Consider the following 18,262-nt stretch of genomic DNA (forward strand, 5'->3'; position numbering starts at 1 on the left):
TGAAAGTGAAGAAATACCTAGTAGAAATACCAGGTTGTTGATGTCGCACAGGAAACCCTGCTGTCACACCTCATCCTGTTGTTTCAGGCCACCTGTTCTTACAGTAGAGCCATCCTGGAGAACGAGGAGAGATTCATAACATGGCCAAACATCCGCAAGCCCTGCACCCCATCATCCCGCGTGAAAAGCTGGATTTCGGTTTTGACAGCAGCATCCCCAAATACTGGTTCGGCGGTGACGCTTTCAAGAGCCGTTTTTTTGACGCCCTGTCGGTGATTTTTCCGCCCGGCGAAAAGTTCTTCATGACCTCGGTGCGTGATTTCCGCGACCGCGTCAACGACCCCAAGCTGTTGCAGGACATCAAGGATTTCAACCGTCAGGAAGCCCAGCACACGCTGGTGCACAATCAGTTCAACGATCACCTGAAGACCCAGGGCGTTGACGTGGACTATCTGCTCAAGTGGCTCAATCAGTTGTTGTTTGACAAGTACCGCAGTCGTTACAGCCGCGAATACACGCTGGGACTGACCTCGGCGCTGGAGCATTTCACCGCCCTGGGTGCGCACGCCATGTTTGACAAGCGCGATGTGTTGAGAGATGCACATCCGAAGGTGCGCGCCATGTACGCGTGGCACGCCATCGAGGAAGTCGAGCACAAAGGCGTTGCCTACGACGTCATGGTTGATTACGCGAAGGTCGGCTATGTCCAGCGCATCTGGACGCTGCTGCACACCACGCTGATTTTCCCGCTGGTGATCTTCAAGTTCCTGAACTTCATGCTCAAGCATGATGGGTTCAGCTGGTGGCAGCGCGTCAAGCTCAACGCCAAGGGCATTTGGTGGTTGCTCAAGCCAGGTGGTTTCGTGGGCCCGCTCTACAGCCACTACTTCCTGTACTACAAGCCTGGCTACCATCCGTGGGATGAAACCGACCAGCCAGGCTACGACGAATGGTTGCAAGCCTTCAATCTGCATCGCGACCCAGTGGAGGCCAGTGAATTGATGCGCACGCGGATGGCTTTCTGATTTTTTATTGCGTTGACAGCCCTGTAGTTGGTTAGACTTCGGCACACCTCATGGGGGTGTGCCGATTTCGTTTATGCGTATTCCACTGCCACCACAAGCCGTTCTAGAGGCGATGGGCATCAAGCCCATTCCCTTGTTCATGTTGTCCGCCTGGATCAAGGCGGCTACCAAATGCGGTTTTAACGTTCAGCCCCTGTTCAAGGAGGCTGGCATCAAGATCGACCTGATTCGACTGGAAGATGCTCGCGTCTCGCCGCTGCAACTGATTTCGGTATTGGAGCAATGCGTTGCCCTGTCGCCGCCAGACAAGCATTTTCCGCTTGTGCTGGGTGACACCTTCGCCTTTGAGTCTCTGCCCGAGTTCGAAACGCTGCTGACCACCAGCCCGTCCTTGCGCGAGGCCTTGCGCGTGGCCGACCTGGCTCGACGCATGGTGTTGCCCTGGCTAACCTTGGAGGTGAGGGAGGAGGGCGATCTGGCCAAGGTCATCGTCGGTCTTGACGTGCCTATTCCCAATGTGGCGGCCTATGGTCTGCCGTTGCAACTCGTGTCTCAAGCCATCCTGGCTTGCATCCGCAAGTTCGGTCGTACGCTGCAGGGCTCTGAAACCGGCTTTGTCGGTGTGACCATGCAGGGGCCACCACCTCCCTACGCCGCGCAGTTCGAGCCCTTCTTTGGCGTGCCCGTGACGTTCAATGCCCCGCAGGATGCCCTGGTGTTCGAGCGCCGCATTCTGGATCTGCCACTGGAAGGGGCCTTCCCGGCCTTGCACGAGCAGGCTCATTTCCTGGCCGAGCAGCGCCTGGGCAAAGAGGCGCGTCGCCAGGGTGTGGCCGCCGAGATCGAAGAGTTCATCACGCGCGATCCCAGCCTGCTGGCTTTGGGCGTGGAAGACATGGCCGACCGGCTCAATCTGCATCCGCGCACCTTGCAGCGTCGGCTCAAGGATGAAGGCGACAGTTATCTAAACGTGCAGGCGCGTATGCGTCATCGCCTGGCATGTCAGTGGTTGCGCCAGGGGGATGTGTCCATCGACGATATCAGCGCACGCCTTGGGTTTTCTGATCGCCGCGCATTCACTGCGGCCTTCAAACGCTGGGAGGGCGCCACACCCAGTGCCTGGCGCGAGCAGCAGGCTTGAGCGACTTGTAACGGTTTATCTGATCTTTTGAAAAGTCAGATAGACCGTTGTCAGGCGTCATGGCTTGGCGGATTTGCACTTGTCCCCAGTGCTTCGGGGTTAATGCTTCCCCGGACCGGGTTAGATGCGGCGCAGCATTTTCAATATAGTCGTGAAATGGCCCTTTTGGCCGCCCTCGGTGATTGCTCGGCCGAGCGCTTGCACATAGATTGAAGTGATTCAGACGACCGTTTGAATTCGCGCAACGCACTACATCGGTTTTTGGTTTGGTGTGTTGTCAGAACCGTTCCTTGTGCTGGATTCACTGATGCATCACCCGTCGCCAATCTCTTCTGTGCCACTTCCTGCCTTGGGTAGTTGGCGTCAGGCTGCCAATGTGTGTGGTTTCACGATCGAGCCGGTCTTGCGTGATGCCGGTATCGCCACGTTTGACATGCAGACGCCGCTTCGGGTGGCGCCCATGCACCTGTACAAAGCCTTCTCGATGTGCGTCGAGCGAGCGAAGGGTCACCATTTCCCGTTTGCCTTGGGCGACTCCTTTGTGTTCGAGCATTTTGCGGAGTTCGAAGCCTTTATTGCCTCCTGTGCTACCTTGCGCGAAATGCTGGAGATGGCCGGTTGGGCGCGCGATTTGCTGGCGCCCTGGCTGGTGGTCCACCTGGATGAATTCGGCGCCGAGGCGCACTTGCGCGTCGAGATGAAGGTGCCTGATCCTGATCCACATGCCCTGTGCCATGTGCGCGAGGTGGCCTTGTCGGCCATCAACCAGCTCATCCGCCGGGCCACAAAAGGTTCTCGCTGGCTGTTGTCGGTGCGCGTGGCCAGCATGCCGCCCAGCCATCAGCAGCAGTTCGTCGATCATTTCGGTGTGCCGGTGTTTTTTGGCGAGGCAGCTGATGCGCTGGTGATGGACCGTCGCTGGCTGGACATGCCCCTCAATACCTTCGTGCCGGAGTTGCACAGCCAGGCTCGTCAGATGATCGAGCGTCGCCTGAACCGCGAGGTGGGCGAGCGCAGTCTGGTGGACGAGGTGCGCTGGGCCTTGGAGCGCCGCCCCGAGTTGTTGCGCGATGGGCTGGAGGCCACGGCGGCGGCCTTGTCCTTGCATCCACGCACGCTGCAACGGCGCTTGCAGGCCGAGGGATTCAAGTACGTGGACGTCCAGTCCCAGGCGAAGTGCCAGCGCGCGCAGACCATGCTCAAGCGCCGCGCCATCAGCATGGAGTCCATCAGCGTGGAGCTGGGGTTCTCCGACCGGCGCGCCTTCACCTTTGCTTTCAAGCGCTGGACGGGCCTGTCACCCAGCGCCTACCGTGATCAATTGGGCCTGAGCACGCGGTGAGCCGGCCCTGAACCTCAGAGCACAGGCGCGGGACTGCATGGGGCTCTGATAGAGTGCCGCTCATGTCAGAACGTTCAGATCTCCAAGGCAGGCACATCGTGCTGGGCCTGACGGGCGGCATCGCCTGCTACAAATCGGCCGAATTCGTTCGCCTGCTGACCAAAGCGGGTGCCACCGTACAGGTGGTCATGACGGAGGCGGCCGAGGCTTTCATCACGCCGGTGACCATGCAGGCCCTCTCAGGGCGTTCCGTGGTGACCAGCCAGTGGGATGCGCGCGAGCCCAACAACATGGCGCACATCAACCTGGGTCGAGAGGCTGACGCAGTGATAGTGGCGCCCGCCAGTGCAGATTTCATCGCCAAGCTCGCGCAGGGCAGAGCAGACGAGTTGCTCAGCCTGCTGTGCCTGGCGCGGCCTCGCGAACGTTGCCCTTTGCTGGTGGCGCCAGCGATGAACCGCGAGATGTGGTCGCATCCGGCCACGCAACGCAACGTCGCCACCCTGAGTGCCGATGGCGCCCGCATCCTGGGTCCTGGTTGCGGCGACCAGGCTTGTGGCGAGGTGGGTGACGGCCGCATGCTGGAGCCTGCTGAGTTGCTTGAGGATTTGATCGCGTTCTTCCAGCCCAAGCTACTGGCCGGGCGTCGCTTGCTGATCACAGCGGGCCCGACTTTCGAGCCCATCGATCCGGTGCGGGGCATCACCAACCACTCGAGCGGCAAGATGGGTTTTGCCTTGGCACGCGCTGCGGCAGAGGCTGGCGCCGACGTTACCTTGGTGGCGGGGCCTGTTCACCTGCCTACGCCCCGTGGCGTCAAGCGTGTCAACGTGATGACCGCCAGTCAGATGTATGACGCGGTAGTGCCTAACGCAGCGGCACACGAGGTGTTCATCGCCACGGCGGCCGTGGCCGACTGGCGGCCGGCCAGCCTGAGCGAGCACAAGATAAAGAAAGAGGGCAAGAAGGTTGCCCCGACTTTCGAGCTGACCGAGAACCCGGACATCCTGGCTGCCGTTGCCGCCTTGCCCAAACCGCCGTATTGCGTTGGTTTCGCGGCCGAAAGCGAAAACCTGCTGGAGCACGCGCGTGCCAAGCTGATCCGCAAGCGCATTCCGCTGATCATCGGCAACCTGGGGCCTGCCACCTTTGGCCGTGATGACAATGCCTTGCTGGTGGTCGATGCCCAGGCGCATCACGCGCTGCCTGCTGATGGGCAGCCTACCGACAAACTCACCCTGGCCCGCGCCCTGATTCAGGAGCTGGCCCAACGTCTTCAAGCAGTTCAAGCATGACCACCGTCGATATCCGCGTTCTCGATCCCCGCATGAGTGACAGCCTGCCTGCCTACGCCACGCCTGGCAGTGCCGGCCTGGACTTGCGCGCGTGCCTGGATGAGCCTGTCGTGCTGGAGCCCGGGCAAGCGCATCTGATTCCCACAGGCCTGTCCATGCACCTGGGTGATCCGGGGCTGGCCGCCATGATCCTGCCGCGCTCGGGCCTGGGCCACAAGCACGGCATTGTGCTGGGCAACCTGGTCGGCCTGATCGATTCAGACTACCAGGGCCCGTTGATGGTGAGTTGCTGGAACCGCGGCAGCGCGGCGTTCACGATCCAACCCATGGAGCGCATCGCGCAACTGGTGATCGTGCCCGTGGTGCAGGCCAGCTTCCGTTTGGTTGACAGCTTTGAAGACGCATCTCATCGAGGCGAGGGTGGCTTTGGTTCAACTGGTCGCGGTTGAACCGTCCCTGTTCAGTGCAGGGTCTCGTCTGTGGGTGCGGCCTGCAGCAGGCTGAACGGTGAGTCCGAGACGGAGCCTTGCTCCGTTTCCTCTTGCGTGGCTGCCCGCACGTTGATCACCTTGAGGGCCAGGCGCAGTGCCAGGCCAGCCAGCGGGTGGTTGCCATCGAGTACCACGTGAGTGTCATACACCTCGGTCACGGTGTAGATCGCGTCCTTGAGCAGATCAGGGGTGGTCGAGCCTTCCGGCGGGCCTTCGAACTGCATGCCCTCCGAGACTTCAGGCGGGAAGATGTCGCGGGTTTCGAAGAACACCAACTCGGCGTTGTAGTCGCCAAAGGCGTCTTCGGGTTCGAGGTGCAGGTTGGCCTCGAAGCCGGCGGACTGGCCAAGCAATGTTTGCTCTACCTTTGGCAGAAGGTCTTCGCCGCCCAGGAGAAACTCCATCGGGTCGGTCAGTTCGTCGATGAGTTGGCCCTGGGCGTCTTCCAGACGCCACATCAGGCTCACTACGCAGGGGGAGGAAATGATCATGCCCCCGATCATCTCATGCCGTACAGCCCCGGGCCTTTGACGTGGCACCAGGCTCGTTGAGCCTGATCAGGGTGTGGCGGGGCGCAGGCGTCGCACAATGGCAGCATGAAAGCCCCCAAGACCACCTCCCGCTCCCCCGCCCAGGCGGTTGCGGCACCACGTGCTGCCTTTGCCGCCCTGGACATCGATCAGATCACACCCCTGCTGGGCGGCATGTCGCCGGCTCGGTTCATGCGTGATTACTGGCAGAAGAAGCCATTGTTGATCCGGCAAGCCATCCCAGGCGTTACGCCACCCATCGAGCGCAGCAAACTGTTTGCGTTGGCGGAGAGCGAAGACGTCGAGTCTCGCCTGATCGTCAAGACCGAAGGCGCCGCGAAAAAATCGAAGAAAGCTGTGGCTGATGCGGGTTGGCGCCTGTCGCACGGGCCCATGAGCCGACGCAGCCTGCCCGCCATCTCTCAACCTGGCTGGACTTTGCTGGTGCAGGGCCTGGATCTGCACGTGCCTGCAGCTTATGACTTGCTGCAGCAATTTCGCTTCGTGCCCGATGCCCGTCTGGACGACCTGATGATCTCGTACGCCACCGACGGCGGCGGCGTGGGCCCACACTATGATTCCTATGACGTGTTTTTGTTGCAGGTGCACGGGCAACGACGCTGGCGCATCGGGCCGCTGAAGGATGCCAGCCTTCAGGCTGATGTGCCCTTGAAGATCCTGACCCAGTTTGTGCCTGAGCAGGACTTGGTGCTGGACCCGGGTGACATGTTGTATTTGCCCCCTCGCTGGGCCCATGACGGTATCGCCATCGGCGAATGCATGACGTGTTCGGTGGGGTTCCGCGTGCCTGAGAAGACGGATCTGGCGCGCGAGGTGCTGATGCGCCTGGTGGAAGGCCTGGAGTGCCCGGACGTGCCGGACTTGTACAAGGACCCCAGGCAGCCTGCGACCGTCACGCCCGGACAGATCCCAGCGGCCTTGCAGGAGTTTGCCTTGGCAGCCGTGATGAAGGCCTTGAAGGATCCGTCGGCCTTGCATTCCGCTTTGGGTGAGGTGTTGTCCGAGCCCAAGCCGCGCGTCTGGTTCCAGGCTGGTGAGCCCCTGCCAGATGGCGCAGGTGTGCGCCTCGACCCGCGAACCCGCATGGTTTACGATGAAAAACGCGTGTTCGCCAATGGTGAGTCGTGGCTGGCGGCCGGCAAGGATGCCCGTCAGTTGCGCCTTCTGGCTGATCGACGCGCGCTTCCTGCCGCCGAGGTCGCCAAGTTCAGCCCGGCGCTGAGGGAGTTGCTGGACCAGTGGACGGAAGACGGTTGGGCACACCCCGTGCTCTGACGCAGCACTTGCGGGAGATCAACGCCATGGAACACACGCCTGTGACACCAGCAGAGTCCGACCAGTCCGGTCAGATCAGCAGCTGGCGCGATTTCCAGGACCGCTTCAGGGCTGCGATGGCCATGGCTGCAACGCAGGCCGCAGACCTGACACTGGTCGATCATGACTTTGCGCACTGGCCCTTGGGCGAGCGCAGCGTGATGGAAGCGTTTCACCAGTGGAGTCTGCTGGTGCGTGGTACGCATTGCCAGGTGCTGTCAGCCAGCTATGATGTCTTTGCTAACGCACATCCGCGCTGGGTGGCTTGGCGTGGAACGTGGTCACACCGCGTGAAATGCTGGCTGGCTCCCGATGAACTGGCGCCTTCATTGGCTCCGGTGTTCATTGTTCATGGCGTGATTGGGCTGCGTCTGAATGAACCGCTTCACGGAACAGGTATCTGGACTCGTGAAAGTGGGGTTTTGCGGACGTGGCTCAGCGAAATTGATGTAAATTTGCAACGCTCGCACGAGGCCTTGCCTCCCACGACCCTGGGACTATAGGGAATAGCCTTATGCGACGTATAATCAATGGCTGAATGTGGAGCAACGCCAGTTGCGATGCATCCTTTGCCCTTGTCTCGTATTGCTATGGGACTATGGGCTCTGCACATAGTTCCAAGACCACAGTTTTATTGACACTCCTTTTGAGGATACAAGCATGAAAAAGTCGCTCCTGCTGGCTTCGCTGATCGCTGCTATGGCTCTGACCGCTTGCGGCAAGCAAGAAGCTGCCCCCGCTGCTGAAGCCGCTTCCGCTGCTTCTGAAGTCGCTTCGGCTGCTTCTGAAGCCGCTCCTGCAGCCCCTGTGGCTTCTGAAGCTGCTTCGGCCGCTACTGAAGCCGCTTCGGCCGCTGCCAGCGCTGCCTCGAACTAATTCCAGTTCGATGGTACAAAAAGCCGCTCTTCGGAGCGGCTTTTTTTCGTCTGTATTTGGCACTTGACGGCCTTGTGGTGACGAAAAAAATCCCGGCACAGGCCGGGATTTTGATGTGGCACGACGGCCGTGCCGTATGTGTGATCAGTTCAGTTCGTCAAGCAACTGTTTGGCAATGCGCTTGGCAGTGTTTGAGGTGCTTGGCTGGCCGTTCTCTTTGAGTACGCTGATCAGTGCGCTGCTGCGGCTCTGGCCTTGCACCAGCACCTTGTAGCGACTCAGGCCATCTTGGCTTTCGGCCTTGGCGCCAAACAGTCGCGCAAAGAAGCCCGGCTTGCTGGCGTCAGGATCGTTGTCCGAGAGTCTGACTTCGAACGCACCTTGTTTGCGATCCCGGTTCTCGACGGTGAAACCGCTGCGATCCAGGGCCAGGCCCACGCGACGCCATGCCGTATCAAAGTCGGCATCCACGGAGATGGACAAGCCATCTGCATTCATACGTGCGACGTTGGGCGCTGCTGTCGCCGATGCTGCTGGGGCGGTGGCCTTGTCGGTCATCTTGACGGCTTGCGCGGCTTCTTTGCTGGCGCCCAGCTTCACCATCAGGCGAGCGAGCATTTCAGCTTCCAGATTCGGGTCACTGGGGCGCGCACGCCACGTCGTCCGATCCTTCTTGCTGTCTTCGTATTCTTCGGTCAGTCCCTTGTGGCTGATGTAGATCTCGCTGCCTGTAGCGGTTCGTTCGATGCGGGTGCGATACAGGTCGCGTTCGCCGGTGTCGTACAGCAGATCAAACACGCGACCCAGAGCCTTGCGAACGGTCCCGTCTTGCGGCACCTTGGCCCTGTTTTCAGACCAGTTCGTCTCCATCACGCCAGCTTCGGGTTGGTCTGTGGCCAACTCGAAACCCACTTCGCTCCAGAAAGTCCGAACCTGACCCCAGATTTGTTCAGGGGGCTGGTTGATGGACAGCCAGCGCATCTGGCCTTGCCGCTCGAGTTTCACACCTTGGCCCTTGTTCGGGGCAATGCTGCTTGCGGGCGCTTCAGCCTTGTCGGTATTGCGCATCAGGCTGCTGGCCGACACGGTGGCGGCAGGCGCCTGGCCGAATCGGGTCTGGCCGGGCAACTGGCTCAAGTCAGGCGGCACGTCCAGTCGGACACTTTGAGTGCCACTGGTGCGGTAGTCAATCTTGTCACCCGACAGGGTGTCACTGACAGAGGAGCAGCCGGAAGTGGCAAGCGCGGATGCCAGCGCCGCACTCAGAACGATGGTGGTCTGGTGACGTTGTTTGATCGACATGGGGTAATCAGGTTCGGGCCCCGGCGCGAACCGGGGTTGGTGTCAATAGTCGGGTGTGCTCAGAGCACGCCAACTTCACGCATGGCCGCTTCCACCACGGCTTGCGAGGACTCGCTCAGCGGTGTCAGGGGCAGGCGCAGCGTACCACCAACTTTGCCCATTCTGGCCATGGCCCACTTCACAGGGATCGGGTTGGGCTCGACGAACAGCTGTTTGTGCAGCGGCAGCAGCTTCATGTGCAGTTCGACGGCGCGTTTGGTGTCTTGCGCCATCGAGGCCTTGCACAATTCAGCCATGTCGCGCGGCGCTACGTTGGCCGTCACGCTGATGTTGCCGTGACCGCCCAGGAGCATGAGCAGTGCGGCAGTGGGATCGTCACCCGAGTAGATAGAGAAGCCTTTGGGCGCCTGCTTGATCAGCCAGGCAGCACGCTCCAGGTTGCCGGTCGCTTCCTTCACACCAATCACGCCAGGCAGCTGGGCCAGACGCAGGGTGGTTTCGGGCAGCATGTCCGCCACCGTACGCCCGGGCACGTTGTAGAGCACCACGGGTATGTCCACCGCTTCGACGATGGCCTTGAAGTGTTGGTACATGCCTTCTTGCGTCGGCTTGTTGTAGTAGGGCACAACCTGCAGGGTGCAATCGGCGCCGACCTTCTTGGCGAAGTGGCTCAGCTCGATCGCTTCCTTGGTGGAGTTGGCGCCGGCGCCAGCCATGATGGGCACGCGTCCAGCCGCTTGTTCGACGGCCACGCGGATGATTTCGCAGTGCTCGTCGACGGTCACGGTGGGCGATTCGCCCGTGGTGCCAACCACACCGATGCAGTTGGTACCTTCGGCGATATGCCAGTCGATCAGTTTGCGCAGGCTGTCGTAATCGACGCTGCCGTCTGCGTGCATGGGGGTAACCAGTGCAACGATGCTGCCAAAAATGGGTTTCATGCTGATTCCTTCAATCCCTCGATTCTAATGGGCGACGAGCGGTGTATCGGGGGTGGCGGCGCTACGGGAAAAGCCTCAGGGCCGGTTCGTATGGCACTGTGTAGGTCTGCTGGGGCAGTTCAATGGGGGCGCGCGCCGCGTTTGTGTGCGGTCATCCCGACAAGGGGGAGCCTGGAGCCCGTGATGATCTCCGCGCTGGTTGTCACGTCAGATGCAACTCCAGATGCGGGTGGCCAGGTCGAAGGCCATGTCGGCTTGCCCATACAGGCAGAAAACGGCGACCAGTGCAGCCAGCGCCAGAGTGATCAGGCCGATTTGCCGCCAACGGTCACGGGTTTTCATGTTGCTTGCAGCCTGCCGCCGGGCTGACGCTGCTCCTGGATAGGCAGATTGACCAGCGCCGCCAGCACGCCCAGCGCGATGGCCAGCCACCATACCACCTGGTAGCTGTCGGTGAAGTCATATAGACGGCCAGCCAGCCAGACGCCCAGGAAGGAGCCGATCTGATGTGAGAAAAACACGATGCCCCCCAGCATGGACAGGTGCCGCACACCATGCATCTGGGCCACGATCGCGTTGGTCGGCGGCACGGTAGACAGCCACAGCGTGCCCATCGCTGCTGCAAAGATGCCTACGCTCCACGCCGACAGGGGCGCCATGATGAACAGCAGCATGGCCAGTGCGCGCAGCCCGTAAATACTCGACAGGATCCAGTTCTTTCTCACGCGAGCGCCCAGGGCCCCGGCTGCGTAGCTGCCCAGTACGTTGAACAGCCCGATCAAGGCCAGGGCCGTGGTCGCGACCTGGGGCGCCAGTTGGTGATCCTTGAGGTAGCTGGGCAGGTGCACCCCGATGAAGGCCAGCTGGAAGCCGCAGACGAAGTAGCCGGCCGTCAGCAGGAGGTAGTCGCGGTGGCCGAAAGCCTCTTTCAGTGCCTGTCCGGCGGTTTGGGGGCTCATATTCGTGCCAGCGGTGCCGGCCCCCGGTACAGCCACAGCACCGGATGCGAAGCGCTTTTCCCGCAATCCGAAAGCCAGAGGGCCGATGGCCAGGGCCGTGACAGCCAGGATCAGCAAGGCGGATGACCAGTCCGTGTTGTGAAGCAGCAGGCTGGCCACGGGCACCATGAGGAACTGCCCGAAAGAGCCGGCGGCGGCCGTGATGCCCATGGCCATGGAGCGCTGTTCCAGCGTGACGTTGCGGCCTACCACGCCGAAGATGACCGTGTAGGTGGAGCAAGCTTGCCCCAGGCCAATCAGCACCCCGGTGGTCAGCACGAAGCCGAGGTGCTGGGTGGTCGTGGCCATGCCCACCAGCCCCAGTGCGTAGAGCAGGGCGCCAGACCACAGCACCTTGAAGGCCCCGCTGCGATCCGCCCACCAGCCCACGACGGGGCCGGCGGCCCCCCAGACCAGGTTCTGGATGGCCATGGCCAGTGAGTAGTCTTCGCGCGTCCAGCCATGCGCCATGGTGATGGGCTGCAGCCACAGTCCGAAGCTGTGCCGGATGCCCATGGACATGGTGACGATCAGGGCGCCGCACAAAAGCAATTGCCCCATCGGAATGGGGCGAACAGGGTGATGCATCTCGGTGTTCCATGGTGGCCAGCGCGCCACCGCCCCCATGAGGCTACTCCAAACCAGCGCGCAAGGCGTGGCTAGACCTGCATGTTCATGATGTCGGTGTACGCCTGAACAAGTTTGTTGCGTACCTGAACGGCAGATTGGAAGCCCAGTTGGGCCTTCTGCATGGCGACCATGGTTTCTTCCAGACTGACGGTAGGGTTATCGAACTGAACCTCGCGTTGCATGGTCGCTGCCGTGGCTTGCGATTTGCTGATGGAGTTCAGTGCACTGCTGAAACTGGTCTGGAAGCTGGGCTTGTCGACGACTGAACTTTGGCCAGCCGCCTCGGCGCGGGTCTTGGCCTCAACGCGCCGAGCGACGTCGGCCATGCCTGCCCTGGCGGCGGCTTGCGCGAAATCGAAGGGTTTGAGTTTCAGATCCATGATGCCGATAAGTCCCGACAAGGGTTGATTCAGTTCACCACGTTCTGGAATGTACGCATCCCTGGGCAGTGCCATGCTCGGAAGAGGGCGGCATTTGACTGGCTGTTTCCGGCACTTTTACCTCTCCTGACTCCGAATAATGGGGCTGTTACGGCGGGTTTGTTGCATCGTATGGTTTCGATGCGCGGCCCAACGCTTCGACCGCCCATGGAAGTCACTGTCGCTCAACCCACCTCTGTTGCTGTCGCCTCACCTGGCATGGTGATCGACAACGCTCAACCCCCTGGATTCGTTCAGCGGGTCACGGCCCTGCCGATGCAGCGCAAGCTGATGTTGGCCGGGGGCGTCGCTGCGATCTTCGCCATCTTCGTGGCGATGATGATGTGGGGGCGTGATGGCGATTACCGCGTGCTCTACACCAACCTGTCCGACAAGGACGGTGGCGCGATCCTGGCTCAGTTGCAGCAGATGCAGGTCCCCTACAAGCATGCCGATGGCGGTGCGGCCATCCTGGTGCCGGCCGACAAGGTGCATGATGTTCGCCTGAAGCTGGCGTCGGCTGGCCTGCCCAAGGGCTCGGTGGTGGGTTTTGAACTGATGGAAAACCAGAAGTTCGGTGTGACCCAGTTCCAGGAGCGCCTGAACTTCCAGCGTGGCCTGGAAGGCGAGTTGATTCGTTCTATCCAGGCGCTGGCCAGCGTGCAAAGTGCCCGTGTGCACCTGGCGCTGCCCAATCAGAATGGTTTCTTCCGCGAACAGCAGAAGGCTTCGGCTTCTGTGGTGCTCACGCTGTACCCCGGTCGTACCCTGGACCGTGGTCAGATCGCTGGCATCGTGCACCTGGTGTCGTCCAGCGTGCCGGAGATGTCGCCCAAGGCAGTGAGCATCGTCGATCAGAGTGGGGCGCTGCTGTCCGGTTCGCAAGAAGGCGCGGATCAGTCCGGCCTTGATGCCCAGCAGTTGCAGTATGTGCGTCAGCTGGAGAGCAACTACACCCAGCGCATCCGCGACATCCTGGAGCCCGTGGTCGGCAAGGACAATCTGCGCGCGCAGGTGACGGCCGACCTGGATTTCTCTCAGGTGGAATCCACTGCAGAGGAATACAAGCCTAACCAGGGGCAGCAGGCCAGCGCCTCGATTCGCAGCCAGCAGACCACCGAACAGATGGGGCAGGGCAGCGCGACACCTTCCGGCGTGCCTGGTGCCGCCAGCAACCAGCCACCTGTGCCCGCGACAGCGCCTGTCAATGGCGCATCCCAGCCCCTGCAGGCAGCTCAAGGTGGCAGCACCGGTGGCAGCAGCCGCCGTGAAGCGGTGACCAATTACGAGGTCGACAAGACGGTTCGCGTGGTGCGCAACGCCACAGGCAACGTCAAGCGTTTGAATGCGGCGGTGGTGCTGAACCACCGCACTGTGACGGACGCCAAGGGCAAGACCACGACTCAGCCGATTCCGCAGGAAGAACTGGATCAGCTCACCGCGCTGGTTCGGGAAACCATTGGTTTTGACGACAAACGAGGCGACTCGATCAAGCTGATCAATACCCCCTTCCAGGTCACCAAGGAAGAGCCTGACAACACGCCCTTCTGGAAGCAGCCGGAGACGGTGGACCTGATCCGCACCCTGGCCGTTCCTGGCGCGCTGACGCTGGCTGCCCTGATCGTGGTGTTTGGCGCCATTCGTCCGGCCATCAAGGCTGCGCAACCCGTGCCGCTGACCGAGGAAGAAGCGCAGAAGCAAGGACTCAATGCCGTGGTTGATGACGCGGAAGAGCTGCCCATTGCGCACGAAGCTGGCCACATGCCTCAGCTCGAAGGCCCGGCCACCGACGAGCGCCTGGAAGCCGCCCGCGCTTTTGCCCGCGACAACCCGATGGCCATGGCCAACGTGATGCGCGGCTGGATGAACAATTGACCGATAAGGACACTTAAGCCATGGACGAACAAGGTGTCGAAGACGCTGCCATCCTGTTGATGTCTTTGGGTGAGGAAGAGGCATCCGAGGTGTTCAAGCATCTGGAGCCCAAGGAAGTCCAATGCCTGGGTGAGACGATCGCCAAGCTCAAGACGGTCAACAAGGACCGGGTCGGGTCGGTGCTGGATCGCTTCTCCAAGGAATCTACAGAAATGGGCATGCTGGTGCCCGATACCGACGAGTACATCAAGTCGGTGTTGCGCAAGGCGCTGGGCGATGAGAAGGCCAATCTGCTGATCGACCGCATCATCCAGGGCAGCGACGTCACCGGCATCGAGAGCCTCAAGTGGATGGACCCCGGTTCCGTGGCTGAATTGCTGCGCAACGAGCATCCCCAGATCGTGGCGGCCATCCTGGTTCACCTGGATCCGGACCAGTCTTCCTCGGTGCTCAAGTGCTTCACCGACCGCCATCGCAACGAGGTGATGGTGCGCATCGCCACGCTGGACGGCATCCAGCCTACCGCCTTGAAGGACCTCAACGAGGTGCTGTCGCGCGTGCTGGCTGGTGGCACGCAATTGCGTAAGGCCTCTCTGGGTGGCGCCAAGCCCGCAGCGGAAATCATCAACCTGATGGGCTCCAGCCTGGAAACCTCGGTGCTGGATTACATCCGCGAGGCCGATGGCGATCTGGCGCAGAAGATCATGGACAACATGTTCACCTTCGACGACCTGATGAAGCTCGACGACAAGGGCTTTCAGTCGCTGCTCAAGGAAGTGCAGACCGAATCGCTCATCATCGCGCTCAAGGGGGCTTCGCCCGAAATCCGCGAGAAGGTGTTCAAGAACATGTCCAGCCGTGCGGCGGAAACGCTGCGAGAAGATCTGGAGTCTCGCGGCCCGGTCAAGCTGTCCGAGGTCGAAGGCGAGCAAAAGGAAATGCTCAAGATTGTGAGACGCCTGGCCGACGAAGGCCAGATCACGCTGGCCGGCGGAGGCGACGATGAGTACGTCTAAGCCGACGACGCAGCCTCCCGGTGGGGCAGCGCCTCAGGCTGCAGGCGGCACGGCTGGTGGATCGGCGCCCAATCCTTACACGCGCTTCATTCCGCGTGAAGAGCTGGGCTCTTTTTCTGCCTGGGCGCCGGAGACCTTCGAGCAGCCAAGCAAGGCGGCCAATCCGGAAGAGGGTGGGGTACGCAAACCCACGCTGGCCGAGCGCGCGGCCGCTGAAATGCGGCCGTCGATGAAGCCGAATCCTGCCAAACATGCGCCGCAAGCGACAGGTGCGCAGGCTGCGCCCACAGCCAAGCCGGCCGCCATGGCCACGCCCAAGCCGGCGCCAGTCAAGCGCCCGATCGTGGGTGGGGTGCCTGGACAGGCCGAGGCAGAGGCCAAAGCGGCTGAAGCAGCGCCCGCCGCGCCACCACCCAATGTGGATGAGCTGGTTCGCGAGGCGCGCCAGACGGGCTACCAGGATGGCTATCGTAATGGCCTGGCCGCGCTGGAAAGCTACAAGCAGACGCAGGCGGCGCAAATGGCTGCCTACATGAGCGACCAGGTTGGCGCGCTGGCGTCGGATTTTCACCATCGCCTTGAATCGCTGGAGCAGCAACTTGCTGGCCGCATTGCCGGTGTGGCGCTGGAGCTGGCGCGTCAGGTGGTGCGCAGCGAGCTGCAACAGAACCCCGAAGTGGTGGTGGATGTGGCCGAGCAGGCCCTGACCACGCTGCTGGCTTCGGCGCGCCAGATCGTGCTGAGGCTGAACCCGGACGACCATGGCCTGGCGCAGGCGCAACTGACGGAAGTCCTGGCCGCGCGAGGCGCCCGCATGGTGCCGGACGCGAGCATCACCCGCGGCGGCTGCATCGTGGAATCGGACATCGCCGTGGTGGATGCGTCGGTGGAGGCCCGCTGGGAACGTGCGGCGGCCTCGATGGGCCACAACGCGCCGTGGAACAACGGTGTCGAAGCCCATGGCTCGACCGAAGTGCGCCTGCCCGAAGGCGAAGACGAACTGGATGAGTGGCCCGAGAGCGAAGCCTCGGTGGCCCAACGTGAGGAGGGTGAAGTATGAACATGCCCATTCGCGTCCACAACGATGTGGCAATGGACCGCTGGAACCGCTTTCTGGATGACCTGGATGCCTGCGCGGGCTCCCGTTTGCCGCTGGAAAACCAGGGCAAACTGGTGCGCGTGGCCGGCCTGGTGCTGGAGGCTGCGGGTTTGCGCTTGCCCGTCGGTGCCGTTTGCGAAATCCATTCCGAAACCCGCCTGGAATCCACGCCCGTGCTGGCCGAAGTCGTCGGCTTTGCCGGTGACCGCGCCTACCTGATGCCCACGGCCGAGGTACATGGCCTGTCCAGCGGTGCCCGTGTGGTGCCCCGCACCATCCCGATCAATCCGCCCATTCTGGGGCGGCCGAATCACCCCTGGCGCCGTAGCGAAGACCGCACGCGCCACCTGCCTGTGGGCAGCGGCTTGCTGGGGCGGGTCGTGAACGCCCAGGGCGAGCCTCTGGACCGCAAAGGCCCCTTGCACCATGTGCGCAGCGAGCCGCTGGCCCGCCGCCCCATCAATGCCATGGAGCGTGACCCGGTTCGCCAGCCACTCGATACCGGCGTGCGCGCCATCAACGCCATGCTCACGGTCGGGCGTGGCCAGCGTATCGGTTTGTTTGCGGGCTCCGGCGTTGGCAAATCGGTTCTGCTTGGCATGATGGCCCGCTACACCCAGGCCGACGTCATCGTGGTGGGCCTGATCGGTGAACGGGGCCGTGAAGTCAAGGAATTCATCGAAGACATCCTGGGTGAGGAGGGCCTGGCACGCTCGGTCGTGGTGGCCGCACCCGCTGACGCGCCGCCGCTGACCCGCATGCAAGGCGCCAGCTACGCCACCGCCGTGGCCGAGCACTTCCGTGACCAGGGCCTGCACGTGCTGCTGTTGATGGATTCGCTCACCCGCTATGCCATGGCCCAGCGCGAAATTGCCCTGGCCATTGGCGAACCGCCTGCCACCAAGGGCTATCCGCCTTCGTGTTTCGCCAAGCTGCCCCAGCTCGTGGAGCGCAGCGGCAATGGCCTGAACGGCCACGGCTCGATCACGGCGTTTTACACCGTGCTGTCCGAAGGTGATGACCAGCAGGATCCCATTGCGGATGCCGCCCGCGCCATCCTGGACGGCCACATCGTGCTGTCACGCGAGTTGGCCGAATCCGGCCACTTCCCGGCCATCGACATCGAACGGTCCGCTTCCCGCGTGATGCACAACGTGGCGGAGAGCCAGCACATCGACGATGCGCGTCGCTTCCGCCAACTGTGGTCGCGCTACAGCAAGGCCCGCGATCTGATTCAACTGGGTGCCTACACACCTGGCGGCGACCACGATCTGGATCTGGCCGTGCGCCTGCATCCGCACATGGTCAACATGCTGCAGCAAGATATGGGGGCGCCCGCTCACATGCACGACAGCGTGGACGAACTCCACCAGATCGTGACCGCCTGATGTTTGTCTGAGTAGCCAAGCCTAACTAGTGAAGCCCGACAGGGCAGGGGACAAGGTTCATGAGTGCCAATTCATCGCTGCTTGTAGTACTGGAGTCTGCGGAGAAGGCGAGAGATGAAGCCGTGGCAGAGCTCGAAGGCGGCAAGAGAGCCTATGAGGCCGCACGCCAGCAGGCGCAATCGCTTTTTGACTGGCGCAGCGAGTACCAGAAACGCTGGCAGTCTCAATTTCGCCAGGTGGGTGGAATGGAGATCATGCGGTGTTATCAGGACTTCATGCAGCGATTGGCCGAGGCCATTTCGGATCAGGATAAGAGGGTAGAGCAGGCACGTCTGTATATGGAGCGTTGCAGGGCTTTGCTGATTGAGCGTGAGCGCAAGGTGGCCGCGGTAGCTCAATTAATGGACAGAAGGCTGGTCGAGCTACAGACAAAGCAGAACCGGCAGGATCAGAAAGCCACCGACGAAGTCGCTTCGCGCGCAGGCCGATCAGGTTTCGGTATGGGTGCAGGCGGATCGCCGCTGCCATCCGGTTCCATCGGCTGACAGCGGGTTGGACG

At 61.8% G+C, this 18,262-nt stretch carries 19 protein-coding genes; 13 read left to right on the forward strand and 6 right to left on the reverse strand.

From position 1 onward, the window contains the following. Positions 1-140 precede the first annotated feature (140 nt). The 5 genes from HY836_RS00435 to dut all read left to right on the forward strand — a co-directional run bounded on the left by HY836_RS00435 (position 141) and on the right by dut (position 5,252). The gene (locus tag HY836_RS00435; RefSeq protein ID WP_290672250.1) at positions 141-1,025 is read left to right on the forward strand and encodes a metal-dependent hydrolase; all 885 of its coding nucleotides are present in this window, start codon (positions 141-143) and stop codon (positions 1,023-1,025) included. Between the two features lie 73 nt (positions 1,026-1,098). Then, positions 1,099-2,166, forward strand: a complete 1,068-nt coding sequence (locus tag HY836_RS00440) for an AraC family transcriptional regulator (protein WP_290672252.1) — start codon at positions 1,099-1,101, stop codon at positions 2,164-2,166. A gap of 334 nt (positions 2,167-2,500) precedes the next feature. Next, positions 2,501-3,508 (forward strand): AraC family transcriptional regulator, encoded by a 1,008-nt coding sequence (locus HY836_RS00445; RefSeq protein WP_290672255.1) that lies wholly within the window; start codon positions 2,501-2,503, stop codon positions 3,506-3,508. A gap of 62 nt (positions 3,509-3,570) precedes the next feature. Next, the gene (gene coaBC, locus HY836_RS00450) at positions 3,571-4,803 is read left to right on the forward strand and encodes a bifunctional phosphopantothenoylcysteine decarboxylase/phosphopantothenate--cysteine ligase CoaBC (protein WP_290672257.1); all 1,233 of its coding nucleotides are present in this window, start codon (positions 3,571-3,573) and stop codon (positions 4,801-4,803) included. After that, entirely contained in the window at positions 4,800-5,252 is a 453-nt protein-coding gene (gene dut, locus HY836_RS00455; RefSeq protein ID WP_290672260.1) for a dUTP diphosphatase, read from the forward strand. The genes coaBC and dut overlap by 4 nt, the downstream gene beginning before the upstream one ends. An 11-nt stretch (positions 5,253-5,263) precedes the next feature. Here dut and HY836_RS00460 read toward each other — a convergent pair whose 3' ends face one another. Beyond that, on the reverse strand, positions 5,264-5,785 hold the full coding sequence (locus HY836_RS00460; RefSeq protein ID WP_290672263.1) for a peptidylprolyl isomerase: 522 nt from the start codon (positions 5,783-5,785) through the stop codon (positions 5,264-5,266). A 177-nt stretch (positions 5,786-5,962) separates the two neighbouring features. Here HY836_RS00460 and HY836_RS00465 point away from each other — a divergent pair, with 177 nt between their 5' ends. The 3 genes from HY836_RS00465 (at position 5,963) to HY836_RS00475 (ending at position 8,035) form a co-directional block, all read left to right on the forward strand. After that, on the forward strand, positions 5,963-7,120 hold the full coding sequence (locus tag HY836_RS00465) for a cupin domain-containing protein (protein ID WP_290672843.1): 1,158 nt from the start codon (positions 5,963-5,965) through the stop codon (positions 7,118-7,120). Positions 7,121-7,146: 26 nt separating this feature from the next. Then, positions 7,147-7,662, forward strand: a complete 516-nt coding sequence (locus HY836_RS00470) for a hypothetical protein (protein ID WP_290672266.1) — start codon at positions 7,147-7,149, stop codon at positions 7,660-7,662. A gap of 157 nt (positions 7,663-7,819) precedes the next feature. After that, positions 7,820-8,035 carry a hypothetical protein gene (locus HY836_RS00475; RefSeq protein WP_290672269.1) on the forward strand — a complete coding sequence of 72 codons (216 nt, stop codon included), beginning with the start codon at positions 7,820-7,822 and terminating at the stop codon, positions 8,033-8,035. A gap of 144 nt (positions 8,036-8,179) precedes the next feature. On the opposite strand, the gene bamC is transcribed toward HY836_RS00475, so the two are convergent. The 5 genes from bamC to fliE all read right to left on the reverse strand — a co-directional run bounded on the left by bamC (position 8,180) and on the right by fliE (position 12,286). Beyond that, positions 8,180-9,337, reverse strand: a complete 1,158-nt coding sequence (gene bamC, locus HY836_RS00480) for an outer membrane protein assembly factor BamC (protein ID WP_290672271.1) — start codon at positions 9,335-9,337, stop codon at positions 8,180-8,182. A gap of 59 nt (positions 9,338-9,396) precedes the next feature. After that, positions 9,397-10,278, reverse strand: a complete 882-nt coding sequence (gene dapA / locus HY836_RS00485; protein WP_290672274.1) for a 4-hydroxy-tetrahydrodipicolinate synthase — start codon at positions 10,276-10,278, stop codon at positions 9,397-9,399. 207 nt (positions 10,279-10,485) lie between these two features. Next, entirely contained in the window at positions 10,486-10,620 is a 135-nt protein-coding gene (locus HY836_RS00490) for a hypothetical protein (protein WP_290672277.1), read from the reverse strand. Beyond that, on the reverse strand, positions 10,617-11,864 hold the full coding sequence (locus HY836_RS00495; RefSeq protein WP_290672280.1) for an MFS transporter: 1,248 nt from the start codon (positions 11,862-11,864) through the stop codon (positions 10,617-10,619). Before HY836_RS00495 ends, HY836_RS00490 begins: the two co-directional genes overlap by 4 nt. A gap of 71 nt (positions 11,865-11,935) precedes the next feature. Continuing rightward, positions 11,936-12,286 carry a flagellar hook-basal body complex protein FliE gene (gene fliE / locus HY836_RS00500; RefSeq protein WP_290672846.1) on the reverse strand — a complete coding sequence of 117 codons (351 nt, stop codon included), beginning with the start codon at positions 12,284-12,286 and terminating at the stop codon, positions 11,936-11,938. A 258-nt stretch (positions 12,287-12,544) separates the two neighbouring features. On the opposite strand from fliE, the gene fliF reads away from it, so the two are divergent. The 5 genes from fliF to fliJ are packed head-to-tail and all read left to right on the forward strand — an operon-like array spanning position 12,545 to position 18,248. Further along, the gene (fliF, locus tag HY836_RS00505; protein ID WP_290672849.1) at positions 12,545-14,200 is read left to right on the forward strand and encodes a flagellar basal-body MS-ring/collar protein FliF; all 1,656 of its coding nucleotides are present in this window, start codon (positions 12,545-12,547) and stop codon (positions 14,198-14,200) included. Positions 14,201-14,220: 20 nt separating this feature from the next. Further along, a complete protein-coding gene (fliG, locus tag HY836_RS00510) occupies positions 14,221-15,216 on the forward strand; it encodes a flagellar motor switch protein FliG (RefSeq protein ID WP_290672284.1) in 996 nt (331 codons plus the stop codon). Beyond that, a complete protein-coding gene (locus HY836_RS00515) occupies positions 15,203-16,276 on the forward strand; it encodes a FliH/SctL family protein (RefSeq protein ID WP_290672287.1) in 1,074 nt (357 codons plus the stop codon). The genes fliG and HY836_RS00515 overlap by 14 nt, the downstream gene beginning before the upstream one ends. Before the next feature lie 32 nt (positions 16,277-16,308). Beyond that, positions 16,309-17,703 (forward strand): flagellar protein export ATPase FliI, encoded by a 1,395-nt coding sequence (fliI, locus tag HY836_RS00520; RefSeq protein WP_290672852.1) that lies wholly within the window; start codon positions 16,309-16,311, stop codon positions 17,701-17,703. A gap of 59 nt (positions 17,704-17,762) precedes the next feature. Further along, positions 17,763-18,248 (forward strand): flagellar export protein FliJ, encoded by a 486-nt coding sequence (gene fliJ, locus HY836_RS00525; protein ID WP_290672290.1) that lies wholly within the window; start codon positions 17,763-17,765, stop codon positions 18,246-18,248. The last annotated feature ends 14 nt before the right edge of the window (positions 18,249-18,262 follow it).

The organism is Aquabacterium sp., from assembly GCF_016234775.1.
Classification (GTDB): domain Bacteria; phylum Pseudomonadota; class Gammaproteobacteria; order Burkholderiales; family Burkholderiaceae_C; genus Aquabacterium.

Bases quoted from the DNA above. Each gene is read 5' to 3' on its own strand.
- HY836_RS00435 (WP_290672250.1), top strand. From the start codon at position 141: ATGGCCAAACATCCGCAAGCCCTGCACCCCATCATCCCGCGTGAAAAG.
- HY836_RS00460 (WP_290672263.1), bottom strand. From the start codon at position 5,785: ATGATCATTTCCTCCCCCTGCGTAGTGAGCCTGATGTGGCGTCTGGAA.
- fliE (WP_290672846.1), bottom strand. From the start codon at position 12,286: ATGGATCTGAAACTCAAACCCTTCGATTTCGCGCAAGCCGCCGCCAGG.
- fliF (WP_290672849.1), top strand. From the start codon at position 12,545: ATGGTGATCGACAACGCTCAACCCCCTGGATTCGTTCAGCGGGTCACG.
- HY836_RS00475 (WP_290672269.1), top strand. From the start codon at position 7,820: ATGAAAAAGTCGCTCCTGCTGGCTTCGCTGATCGCTGCTATGGCTCTG.
- HY836_RS00490 (WP_290672277.1), bottom strand. From the start codon at position 10,620: ATGAAAACCCGTGACCGTTGGCGGCAAATCGGCCTGATCACTCTGGCG.
- HY836_RS00515 (WP_290672287.1), top strand. From the start codon at position 15,203: ATGAGTACGTCTAAGCCGACGACGCAGCCTCCCGGTGGGGCAGCGCCT.
- fliJ (WP_290672290.1), top strand. From the start codon at position 17,763: ATGAGTGCCAATTCATCGCTGCTTGTAGTACTGGAGTCTGCGGAGAAG.
- bamC (WP_290672271.1), bottom strand. From the start codon at position 9,337: ATGTCGATCAAACAACGTCACCAGACCACCATCGTTCTGAGTGCGGCG.
- dapA (WP_290672274.1), bottom strand. From the start codon at position 10,278: ATGAAACCCATTTTTGGCAGCATCGTTGCACTGGTTACCCCCATGCAC.
- fliI (WP_290672852.1), top strand. From the start codon at position 16,309: ATGGACCGCTGGAACCGCTTTCTGGATGACCTGGATGCCTGCGCGGGC.
- HY836_RS00470 (WP_290672266.1), top strand. From the start codon at position 7,147: ATGGAACACACGCCTGTGACACCAGCAGAGTCCGACCAGTCCGGTCAG.
- HY836_RS00495 (WP_290672280.1), bottom strand. From the start codon at position 11,864: ATGCATCACCCTGTTCGCCCCATTCCGATGGGGCAATTGCTTTTGTGC.
- coaBC (WP_290672257.1), top strand. From the start codon at position 3,571: ATGTCAGAACGTTCAGATCTCCAAGGCAGGCACATCGTGCTGGGCCTG.
- dut (WP_290672260.1), top strand. From the start codon at position 4,800: ATGACCACCGTCGATATCCGCGTTCTCGATCCCCGCATGAGTGACAGC.
- HY836_RS00440 (WP_290672252.1), top strand. From the start codon at position 1,099: ATGCGTATTCCACTGCCACCACAAGCCGTTCTAGAGGCGATGGGCATC.
- fliG (WP_290672284.1), top strand. From the start codon at position 14,221: ATGGACGAACAAGGTGTCGAAGACGCTGCCATCCTGTTGATGTCTTTG.